General features: G+C 73.5%; 7 protein-coding genes. 1 reads left to right on the forward strand and 6 read right to left on the reverse strand.

Going from position 1 to position 10,790, the window contains the following annotated elements:
- Positions 1–77: 77 nt before the first annotated feature.
- Positions 78–593: a MarR family winged helix-turn-helix transcriptional regulator gene (locus LE548_RS09035; RefSeq protein ID WP_374116043.1), complete on the reverse strand. Its 516-nt coding sequence runs from the start codon at positions 591–593 to the stop codon at positions 78–80.
- 96 nt (positions 594–689) lie between these two features.
- Between LE548_RS09035 and LE548_RS09040 the strand changes: the two genes are divergently transcribed.
- The gene (locus LE548_RS09040) at positions 690–1,103 is read left to right on the forward strand and encodes an organic hydroperoxide resistance protein (RefSeq protein ID WP_071383914.1); all 414 of its coding nucleotides are present in this window, start codon (positions 690–692) and stop codon (positions 1,101–1,103) included.
- An 18-nt stretch (positions 1,104–1,121) separates the two neighbouring features.
- On the opposite strand, the gene LE548_RS09045 is transcribed toward LE548_RS09040, so the two are convergent.
- The 5 genes from LE548_RS09045 to LE548_RS09065 all read right to left on the reverse strand — a co-directional run bounded on the left by LE548_RS09045 (position 1,122) and on the right by LE548_RS09065 (position 10,705).
- Complete coding sequence (locus tag LE548_RS09045; protein ID WP_225096154.1) at positions 1,122–3,365, reverse strand: bifunctional glycosyltransferase family 2 protein/CDP-glycerol:glycerophosphate glycerophosphotransferase; 2,244 nt, start codon at positions 3,363–3,365, stop codon at positions 1,122–1,124.
- Positions 3,366–3,539: 174 nt separating this feature from the next.
- Positions 3,540–4,448 (reverse strand): carbohydrate ABC transporter permease, encoded by a 909-nt coding sequence (locus tag LE548_RS09050; protein WP_225096155.1) that lies wholly within the window; start codon positions 4,446–4,448, stop codon positions 3,540–3,542.
- On the reverse strand, positions 4,445–5,731 hold the full coding sequence (locus LE548_RS09055; protein ID WP_225096156.1) for a carbohydrate ABC transporter permease: 1,287 nt from the start codon (positions 5,729–5,731) through the stop codon (positions 4,445–4,447). The genes LE548_RS09050 and LE548_RS09055 overlap by 4 nt, the downstream gene beginning before the upstream one ends.
- Positions 5,732–5,810: 79 nt before the next feature.
- Entirely contained in the window at positions 5,811–7,205 is a 1,395-nt protein-coding gene (locus tag LE548_RS09060) for an ABC transporter substrate-binding protein (protein WP_225096157.1), read from the reverse strand.
- 176 nt (positions 7,206–7,381) lie between these two features.
- Entirely contained in the window at positions 7,382–10,705 is a 3,324-nt protein-coding gene (locus tag LE548_RS09065; RefSeq protein ID WP_308030077.1) for an FtsK/SpoIIIE domain-containing protein, read from the reverse strand.
- Positions 10,706–10,790 lie beyond the last annotated feature (85 nt).

A 10,790-nucleotide genomic window follows, 5' to 3' on the forward strand; every position in this document is an offset into this window, starting at 1 on the left:
CTCCGCCGCGGGGCGCGCCCAGCCGCGACGGGCCCGCAGACGACCGACGGCTCATTGCGGCACTTCCCGCGGAGCGCTCAGCTCGCGTCCCGTGCGGCCGCCGTCAGCGCCGCCGCGTCCAGCGTGGCGGTGAGCTGGTCCAGGCGGTCGCGGAGGGCCGCGATCTCCGCCGGGTCGAAGCCGGTTGCGTCGACGATGCGGCGCGGTACCTCCCGGGCCCGCTCGCGCAGTGCCGCGCCCTCCTCGGTGAGGCGGACCTGGACCGAGCGCTCGTCCTGGGCGCTGCGCTCCCGGTGCACCAGGCCGGCCGCCTCCAGCCGCTTGACCAGCGGGGACAGCGTGCCGGAGTCGAGCCGCAGATGTTCGCCGAGCTTCTTGACGGGCAGATCGCCCTGTTCCCACAGCACCAGCATCACCAGGTACTGCGGATACGTGAGCCCGAGGTCCTTGAGGACCACGCGGTAGACGCCGTTGAAGGCGCGGGACGCGGCGTGCAGGGAGAAGCAGATCTGGCGGTCCAGGCGGAGCCAGTCCGTGTCGGCGGCGGTGCTGGTCGTGGCGGTCATGGGTCCAGGGTAGCTCTTGCGGGCCATTTGGTTGCGCACAACTTAATTGCGTGCTCTACTTGTGGTCGTGCGGCGGACAGGACAGGCCGCCGGAACACTCGATTTCGTAAAGGGATGGTCTTCATGGACGCGCTCTACACCGCCGTAGCCACCGCCACCCACGGCCGTGACGGTCGTGCCGTCTCCTCCGACGGCAAGATCGACCTCAAGCTGGCACCGCCGGTGGAGCTGGGCGGCAACGGTGAGGGCACCAACCCCGAGCAGCTCTTCGCCGCCGGTTACGCCGCCTGCTTCGGCAGCGCCCTCGGCCTCGTCGGCCGGCAGGCGAAGGTCGACGTCAGCGACGCGGCGGTGACCGCCGAGGTCGGCATCGGCAAGCAGGGCGAGGGCTTCGGGCTGAAGGTGACGCTGCGCGTCGAGCTGCCCGACACCGTGGACCAGGAGACCGGCCGCAAGCTGGTCGAGACCGCCCACCAGGTCTGCCCCTACTCCAACGCCACCCGCGGCAACATCGAGGTCGACCTCGTCATCGAGTAGTCCGCCGCGGAAAAGTGCTCACCGGCGCTCGGTGACAGGAAGCCGGCCGGAGGGCTGTGGCACGGTGGTCAGCGGGGAGCGCGCCCCCGCCGCCGGCACCGGATGACGCTCCGCGAGCGGCACCACCGGCGCCGGCGCCTCCGCCGGCTCGCCCAGCACCACATGCCGTACGACCCGCTCGGCGGCGCGCCCGTCGTCGTACGGGCAGAACCGCTCCCGGAACGCCGCCCGCAGCTGGGCCGAGCGTGAGCCGCGCCAGTGGCCGGTGGCGAAGATGTCGATCAGCTCGTCCTCGCTGCGCGCGACCGCGCCCGGCGGGGTGGCGCGCAGGTCGAGGTAGGCGCCGCGGGCCGCCTCGTACGCCGCCCAGTCCTCGGTGTGCACCACGATCGGCCGGTCCAGGCCCGCGTAGTCGAACATCAGCGACGCGTAGTCGGTGAGCAGCACGTCCGAGGCCAGACACAGGGACTGCACGCTCGGATGGTCGCGGACGTCGATGACCCGGCCGCTCCCGGCAGCCGGGTCGTACGGCGTGCGGGCCAGGATCACGAAGCGCGGGCCGAGGCGGCGCACGATCCGCTCCAGGTCCAGCAGCGGGTGCTGGGTGCGCCGGTGGTCGCGGTGGGCCGGCGCGTACAGGATCGCGACCGCGCCGCGCGGCACGCCCAGCGACTCGCGCAGCCGGGTCACGTCCGCCGAGGTCGCCCGCTGGAAGACGTCGTTGCGCGGGGCGCCGTACTCCAGCGTGCGGTAACGGCCCGGCAGGACCCGCTCCCAGACGAGCGTCGAGTGCCGGTTGCCGGACAGGACGTGGTCCCACTGGGCGGCGCCCCGCAGCAGCGCGGCGAAGTCGATGTCCCGCGCCGCCGCCGGACGCTCCAGCAGGTCCAGGCCCATGTGCCCGAGCGGGGTGCCCTGCCCGGTCCTGATCACCACCTGCCCGCGCCGCTTGCGCAGCCGCGGCTCCAGTACGTCGTCGGTGACCAGGTACTTCGCACGGGCCAGCGCCGTCCAGTAGGCGGCGCCACCGGGCCGGACGCGGCGCGGGCCGGGCGGCACCGCGTGCTCGTGGCCGGGGCGGGTGATCCAGGCGGTGCGGATGTGCGGGGCGTGGGTGCGGAACGCCTCCTCCAGCGCGCCCGGGTCGCCGCCGTGCCCCTCGGCGGCGGTGAACACCGCGCGGTCGGCACGCACCGGCAGCCGCAGCTGGACCTGATAGTGCAGGCGCAACGCGCCGGAGCGCACGGCGCGGGCCAGCTTCACCGCCGCCTTCAGCGTGCGCCGACGCACGGCCGAGGCGAGCTGGAGCGCGCGGAACGTGCGGCGCAGACCGAAGCGGACCAGGGCGTGGCCCGGCCGCATCCGGGTGCCGGGGACCCGGTGCCGCCGGTAGTGGGCGCGGGCCCGGCGCAGGAACTCGGCCCGGCTGCCGCGCGGCAGCCGGCCGCCCAGCGTGTACACCGCCGCGTAGTGGTCGACCATGCGGCGGAACAACTCCGTGCGCCACCCCGCCAGTTCGGGCCGCCCGGCGACGTACGCGAAGACCCGGTCGTACTCCTCGAAGAGATCGACGTGCCGACGGCTGCCCGTGCCGGCGAGGGCGCCGGGGACGGTGCCGCTCTGCGGGCGCTGCCGGTGGTGCACGCACACCCGGTCCAGTGTCCCGATCGAGTCCGCCGCCATCAGCACCGGGAGGGTCCAGGAGGCGTCCGCGCAGGAGCCCGGCGGGAAAGTGAAGCCCTGCCGCGTGACGAACTCCCGCCGGCAGGCCGTGTTCCAGGCGGCCACCGGCATCCGCAGCAGCCCCGGCCGGTCCTCCAGCCGGAACGGCACCGGGCCCTGCTCGGTGAGCAGGCCGGCCGGCTGGTCGCGCACGGCCCGGCCGTCCCAGTACGTGCGCGCGGAGCCGTACACCAGGACGTCCGGCTCCCCGGCCTCCTTGATCCGGTCCGCGATCGCCCGCAGCGCGTCAGAGGTGAGCGTGTCGTCGCCGTCCAGGAAGACCAGGTAGTCACCGCTCGCCTCGGCCAGCCCCGCGCTGCGGGCACCGCCGAGCCCCCGGTTCTCCGCCAGGTGCACGGCCTTCACGCGCGCGTCCAGGGCCGCGTACTCGTCGACGATCGCGCCGCAGGAATCCGGTGAGCAGTCGTCCACGGCGATCACTTCAAGATCGGGACACGACTGCGTGAGCACCGAGTCCAGGCACTCCGAGAGGTACGCCTGGACCTGGTACGCGGGGACGATGACACTGAACCGGGGCAAGGGGACATCCATGGGTCGTCGGTCGGCGCGGCGGTCTGACCGGCAACGGCCGATGGAGTGAATTGGTTACGGCGCGTACGGCATGTGGGGGACCCGGGAGACACGGCGAGGGGCAGGCCTGCTACGGCCCACCCCCCGCTAGTCCTGCTACGGCCCACCCCCGCACGGCGGCGGCTACTTGACCGCGCCCGCCATCACGCCGGACACGAACTGCCGCTGGAACGCGAAGAACACGGCCAGCGGGATCACCATCGAGATGAACGCGCCGGGCGCCAGCACGTCGACGTTGTTGCCGAACTGCCGTACCTGTGTCTGCAGCGCGACCGTGATCGGCTGGGTGCCCGACTTGGTGAACACCAGCGCCACCAGCATGTCGTTCCACACCCACAGGAACTGGAAGATGCCGAGGCTCGCGATCGCCGGCCCGCCGAGCGGCATCACCACCCGCGCGAACAGCCGCAGTTCACCGGCGCCGTCGAGCCGGGCCGCCTCCAGCAGCTCGCGGGGGATCTCCGCGAAGAAGTTCCGCAGCAGGAACACCGCGAACGGCAGCCCGAAGCCGGTGTGGAAGAGGATCACCCCGAAGATGGTCCCGAACAGGCCGATCTTCCCGAAGAGTTCGGCGATCGGGATCAGCGCCACCTGCACCGGCACCACCAGCAGACTCACCACGCCCAGGAACCACCAGTCCCGGCCCGGGAACTCCATCCACGCGAACGCGTAGCCCGCGAGCGAGCCGACCACGACGACCAGGACCGTCGCCGGGACCGTGATCAGGACGGTGTTCCAGAGGGAGGTGGTGATGTCGCTGTTCTCCAGCAGCTTCTGATAGCTGTCGAAGGTGAACTGGGACGGCTTGGTGAACACCGTCCACCAGCCGCTCGCGCTCATGTCCTGCGGGGAGCGCAGCGAGGCCAGCAGCAGCCCGATGGTCGGCACCAGCCAGAACAGGCCGACGAGGACGAGGAAGACACGGACCAGGCCGCCGCTCAGCTTCTCCGTGATGCGTGCGCCGAGGGACTGCTTCGCCTGCACCGTCCGGGCGGGACCGGCATTCGTGACACTCCCGGCGGTCGCCGTCATCGCCGCACCTCCCGCTCCCGCCGCAGCCGACGAATGTTGAACGCCATCACCGGGATCACCAGCACCAGCAGCAGCACCGCGATCGCGCTCGCGACGCCCGGCCGGTCCTCCGCGAAGCCCTTGCGGTACAGCTCCAGGGCGAGCACGTTCGCGTCGGCCTGGGAGGAGCCCGGGGCGATGATGTAGACGAGGTCGAACACCTTCAGCACATTGATCATCAGGGTGACGGTGACGACCGCGAGGACCGGTGCCAGCAGCGGCACGGTGATCTTGCGGAACACCTGCCACTCGCTCGCGCCGTCCACCCGCGCGGCCTCCAGCAGCTCCCGCGGCACACCCGCGAGCCCGGCCGCGATCAGCACCATCGCGAAGCCCGCCCACATCCACACGTACGCCCCGATGATCGCCGGGGTGACCAGCGTCGGCCCGAGCCACGACACCCCGTTGTACGGCTCCCTGAAGTTGCTCGCCGGCAGCCGCAGCCGGGCCCCGTCGGCGGACGCGGGCAGGGTGAAGGTGCCGTCACCGGCCGCCTTGGTGGAGGCGACCACCGCGCCGTCCTTCACCGCCTCGATCCGCATCCCGGCGTACCCCTGCTCGGACGGATCGGGCACGCCGAGCCGTCCGACGCCCTTGCCACGGGTGAAGTCCTGCCAGGTGGTGCCGGTGACCTTCCCGGGCTCCGGCGTGGCCGCCACGGCCTGCTTCGCGCCGTCCGGCATCTGGTCGGGCGCGACACCGACCAGGGGGAGGGCGACCGGCTGTCCGGCGTGGACGGTGGCCTTGGTGACGAAACCTCCGTTCTGCGCGACGAGCGGCGACTCACGCCCGGGGTGGGCCTTCGGGAACGCCGAGGACTGGGCGAAGGTGTCGTGCACGCCCACCCACACCGCGTTCGCGACGCCCTTGTGCGGATCCTGGTCGTACACCAGCCGGAAGATGATCCCGGCCGCCAGCATCGAGATCGCCATCGGCATGAAGACGACCAACTTGAACGCCGTTCCCCAGCGCACCTTCTCGGTCAGCACCGCGAAGATCAGACCGAGCGCGGTGGAGACCGTGGGGGCGAACACCACCCAGATGACGTTGTTCTTGAAGGCGGTGCGGATGCCGTTGTCCGTGAAGAGGGTCCGGTAGTTGTCGACTCCGGCGAAACCGTGGCCGGAGTTGCCCACGAAGCTGCGGACGAGCGAGTACCCGATCGGGTAGACCACGAGCGCGCCGAGCAGCACCAGGGCCGGCAGCAGGAACAGCGCTGCCACCGCCCTGCGGGTGCCGGTCACGCTCTGACGGCTCTTGCGACCGCGGGGTGCGGCGGGGCCCGGTGGGGCGCCCGCCGTCGCTGCCGACGCCATCGCCGGGTCAGCTCCCGCTTCCGTACGCCGCCGCCGCGTCCCTCTCCAGCTTCGCCTGGGTGCCCGCGACGTCCGACGGGTTGCGCAGGAAGTCCTGGAGATCCTTCCACTCGCCCTTGCCCGGGGTGCCGCCGAAGGCCTGCGGGGCCTGGTCGGACATGTCGAAGCGGAAGTCGTCACCGGACGCGATCAGCGCCTTGGCGATCTTCTGCTGCACCTCGTTCGGATACGCCGAGATCGGCACGCTCTTGTTCGGCGAGAGATAGCCGCCGAGCTTCGCCTGGATCGTCGCCGCGTCCGGGGAGGCGAGGAAGGTGACCAGGGCCTGGGCCGCCTTGGAGTCCTTCAGGATCACGGCCGCGTCGCCGCCGGAGACCACGGGCGCGGTGGAGCCGACGGCCGGGAACGGGAACACCTTCGCGTCCGTGCCCACCTTCGCCTTGGTCTCACCGATGTTGACCTGCACGAAGTCGCCCTCGTAGACCATCGCGGCCTTCGGCTGGTCGCCGCCGGTGAAGGTCTGGGTGACCGAGGCCGGGAACTCCGTCTGCAGCGCGCCGCTCTGCCCGCCCGCGAGGTAGTCCTTCTTGCCCCAGATCTGCGCGAGCGTCTCCAGGGCCTGCTTGACCGACGGATCCGTCCACTTGATCTTGTGCTGCGTGAGCTGGTCGTACTTCTCCGGGCCGGCCTGGGACAGATACACGTTCTCGAACCAGTCCGTCAGCGGCCAGCCGTCCGCGCCCGGCACCGAGAACGGGGTGACACCGGAGTCGTACACCGCCTGCGCGCTGGTCAGCAGGTCCTTCCAGGTCTTCGGCTCCTTGGCGCCCGCGTTCTCGAAGACCTTGGCGTTGTACCAGATCAGCGACTTGTTGGCGGCCTTGTAGTAGACGCCGTACTGCTTGCCGTCGACCTTGCCGATGTCCTGCCAGCCCTGCGAGTAGTTCTTCTGCAACTCCGCCAGCGCCTCGGGGCCGAGCGGCTTGGCCCATTTCTGCCGCACCGCCTGCTTGATGGCACCGGGCTGCGGCAGCATCGCCACGTCCGGCGGCTGGCCGCCCGCGATCTTCGAACCGAGGAAGTTGATGATCGGATCCTGCGCGGGTACGAAGGTGACCTTCGCGCCGGTCCGCTTCTCGAACTCGGCCAGCACCTGCTTGAAGTTCGCCTGCTCCTGGCCGGTCCAGACGGCGGCGATCTCCAGGGTGGTGCCGTTCAGTTTCGGCAGACTGACGGTGGAACCGGTGGAGGTACTGGCGGGGGTACCGCTGTCCGTTGTGTCCTTGCCGCTCTTGTTGTCGCTGCTGGAGCACGCGGAGAGCGCGAGGGCCCCCGTGAGCAGGGCCGCGAGTGTGGTGACGGTCCTGTGTGGCCGGATGGTGCTGCTGCTGTGGATGCGCATCACTTCCCCGTTCGTCGGCTGTCCCGTGCGCTCCGGTCTACGCCGGGCCGCTCAGGACGGGCAAGAGCGCATGCAGCCTCTCCGTGCCCATCGTGACCGGCTCGTGACCGTGAGTGTATGCGTACGGGTGCGGATCGACCTCGGATCGGCGGGGCGGGGCGGAGCAGAGGGGCGGTTCAGAGGAGGGACGGCACCCGTGCCGCCGACACCTCCCGGGCCGCCCGCTCCACCGCGCTCGCCAGCAGGGCCAGGTCGGTCGGACCGTTGCCCAGCTCCCGCACCGGCCGGCGGGCCGGCGGGTCGCCCATCCGCGCCCAGTCCAGCGGCACGACCGTCGGCCGCTGGGTCGCGGTCCGCGGGATACGGCCCGTCACCCGGCCCGCCTGGAAACCGGTGACCCGGCCGTCCGCGTACGCCAACTGTCCGCGCCCCGGCGCCGGTTCGTCCGGCCCGGACGCCGGGGCGACCAGCGCGACCCGCAGCGTGGCCCGGCGTGTCGGCTCCGTCTCCGCCGTACGACCCCCCGTCCCGGCCGCCGCCACCAGATGCACGCCGAGCCGCGCACCCTCCCGGGCCACCGCCTCCAGCGCCCGCATCACCGAGCCCGCGGCGGGCCGGCCGGGCGAGCCGAGCGCGGGCGTGACCAGCGCGTCCAGATCGTCGACGACCACCACGAGCCGGGGCAACGGCGGTATGGCATCGGCCCGTTGACGCGCGGCGGCGCCCGGCCGCAGCCGCAGGGTGGAACTGGGCGGCGCCTCTATGTCCCCCGAGGAGGCGGAGGCGGAAGCGGAGGTGGCGGCGGAGGAGGACGTGCGCTGCGCGACGATACGGCCCGACAGCGCGCGTCCCGCATGCCACTCGGCGAAGTCCGACCGGCCCAGCAGCTCCGCGCGCCGCTTCAGCTCGGCTGCCAGCGACTGGGCGAACTCCCGCATCCGTACGGGGTCGTTGGCGATGAGGTGGGTGGTGACGTGCGGTATGTCGGTACACACCCGCAGCCCCTCACCGCGTCCGGCGCCCGTCCCGACCCCGTCCCGCCCGTCGATCAGCACGATGCCGAGCCGGTCCGGCCGCTCGGCGGCGGCCAGCGAGGCCACCACCGCCCGCAGCAGCTCCGTACGGCCGCTGCCGGCCGGTCCCTCGATCAGCAGATGGGGCCCGTCGGCCACCAGGTCGGCGGTGAGCGGCCCGCGCGGTCCGGCACCGAGCACCGCACGCGCCCGGCCGCCGAGCGCCTGGGTGTCGTCCGCCGCGTCCGCCCAGCGCGCCATCAGCGACGCCGGGGTGGCCCGGGCCAGCCCCAACTCGTCCAGCAGCCGGGCCGACTGGGGCAACGGCGTGGCCACGCGCGCGTGCGGCCCGGCGACCGGGCCGTCCGGCCGCAGCGGCGCCAGCGCCCGCGCGAACCGCTCCGCCCAGGCGCCGGACACCGCGTCCACGCCCGCGAGTACACCGGGTCCGACGGGCCCGCTGGGCGCCACCCGCATCACATGCAGCCCGGTGGCGACATCCCCGCCGAGCAGTGCCACGGCACCGCAGTGCCGGAACGTCGGCGTCACCGTGCAGGCGGCCTCGTACGCCACCGCCACGGCGGAGCCGGCCGACGCGGTCTCGGTCTCGGCGAGAGACACGACGTGCACCCCGACCCGCGGCCCGGCCACGGCAAGCCGCGCGAGAGCCTCCCGCAGGGCGGCTCCGCCGGGATCACCGTCCACGACGACGATCGTGTAGGGCCCGGGGAAACCACCGGTGCCCGGGGCTTCGGCGGTGTCCTTGGCCCAGGAGGGGCGACGGGCGGGGGCCGAGTCGGCCGGGGGCTGGGGGATGTGTCCGGTGGGGCCGGTGGGGCCGGTGGGGTTGGCCGGGGGGTGGTGGGGCGTGGCAGTGGAGTACGTGCCGTGGGTGGAAGCGGTCGGGGTATTGGGGTGTCCGGCGGCGGTTCCCTGGGTGGGTGCGCCGGCCGAGGCATCCGGAGCGTGTCCGTGTCCGTGTCCGGGAGCGCCGGAGTGGCCGGATACCGCTCCCTGGGCAGGTGCGCCCGGGTGGCCGGAGGCTGTGGGCTGTGCGGGCAGCAGGCCGGGTGCGGAGTTGCCCGGCATACGGCGGTCGGCCGGGGCGTGGTCCGACAGGTCACGGGATCCGGCGGGTGAGCCGTGGGCGGACCGGCCCGGCGCGTCCGAGGGCGACCCGGAGGCGGTGAAGCCTTGCGTGTCCGGCGCGGTGTCCCAGGCAGGGGCCGCAGGCGTGCCGGCGGCGGTGGGGCGGCTCGTGGTGCCGGGCGTGGCGGAGCCGCCCGGCCCGGCCGCGCTGCCGGCTGCGGCGCGGGTGCCCGGGAGCGAGCCCTGGGCGAGGGCGTTCGGGAGGGTGCCGGGCGTGGCCGCGCTGGACGGTACGCCGGTGCCGGGCACCGGGGTGCCGGTGGGGTGGGCCGTGGTTCTGGCCGTCGCCGCGTGGTCGTCCAGCCGGCGGAGCAGTTCCTCCGTGCGGGCCGCCGCCTGTTCGCGGTCGTAGGCCAGCAGCAGGCGGCAGTCCTGGCCGTGGCCGGGCCGGACATGGGGGAGCCAGCCCAGCCAGGACCACTCGGCCGTGCGCTCCGCCACCGGGCGGGAGCGGTCGGCGCTGATCAGCACGATCTCCAGCAGGTCGGGGGAGTGCAGCGCGGCGAGCTGGGCCAGCACCGCGCGGGCCAGCCCGGACAGCCGGGGGCGCGGGCCGGCCAGACCCAGTGAGCCCGCCTCGCGCAGCGCCGCCGTCACCGGTACGGCGGGAACCAGACCCGAGCCGTCCGGCGCGCTCCGGTCGGCCGTGCCGAGCCGCACGGTCAGCGCCTCCGGGTGTCCCGGCCCGCGCTCCCACAGCCGGGGCCCGGGGCCCAGTGCCGTCAGCAGCAGGGCGGCGGGATCCGGCCAGGCCTCGGGCTGCGGCGGGGCACCGGCCACCGGAACGGCACCGGGGGAGCGGGTCACTTGGGCGCCGTACGACTCCTCGCCGCCGGTCTGCTCCGACCGCCCGCCGGCCAGCCGCCGCGCCCACCTGCCGAGGCCGCGTCGCCGGGCACCCTGCGGGACATCGCCGCCGCCGACCCCGAACCGCCCCGCGTGCGTGTCCCCACCGGTACCGGCACCGGCACGAGATCCCGCGCCGGACGCGCTCTCGATCCGCGGCGCCCCACCTTGCCCGGGCACGAGAGCCGACTCCGCCCGCTGATGCTCCTGCCCCCCACCCAGGCCACCCGCACCCGCGGACGACCCTTGCCCCGCACCGAAGCCACCGGCACCAGCCGTCGTTCCACCCCCACGAGGGCCACCACCGGACCCCCCACCGGCAGCCGCTGACGCTTGCCCCCGACCAGCGCCCCCGCCCCCCGACCACGCACCCGCATCAGCCGAAGTCCCTCCACCCCGACCAGACCCGCCGGCATCCGACAAACCACCCGCACCTGCCGAACCAGGGTCACCCCCGTCCGACGCCCCACCGGCACCCGAATGACCGCCCACACCCGCCGAACCAGGCCCACCAGCACCCGACGCCGTATCGCCCCCCGCCGAGGCCGCTCGACCCCCGCCAGGCCGCCCCGCCCCC

The sequence above is a fragment of the Streptomyces sp. CoH27 genome (assembly GCF_020181035.1).
Classification (GTDB): domain Bacteria; phylum Actinomycetota; class Actinomycetes; order Streptomycetales; family Streptomycetaceae; genus Streptomyces; species Streptomyces camelliae.

Bases quoted from the DNA above. Each gene is read 5' to 3' on its own strand.
- LE548_RS09060 (WP_225096157.1), bottom strand. From the start codon at position 7,205: ATGCGCATCCACAGCAGCAGCACCATCCGGCCACACAGGACCGTCACC.
- LE548_RS09035 (WP_374116043.1), bottom strand. From the start codon at position 593: ATGGCCCGCAAGAGCTACCCTGGACCCATGACCGCCACGACCAGCACC.
- LE548_RS09040 (WP_071383914.1), top strand. From the start codon at position 690: ATGGACGCGCTCTACACCGCCGTAGCCACCGCCACCCACGGCCGTGAC.
- LE548_RS09050 (WP_225096155.1), bottom strand. From the start codon at position 4,448: ATGACGGCGACCGCCGGGAGTGTCACGAATGCCGGTCCCGCCCGGACG.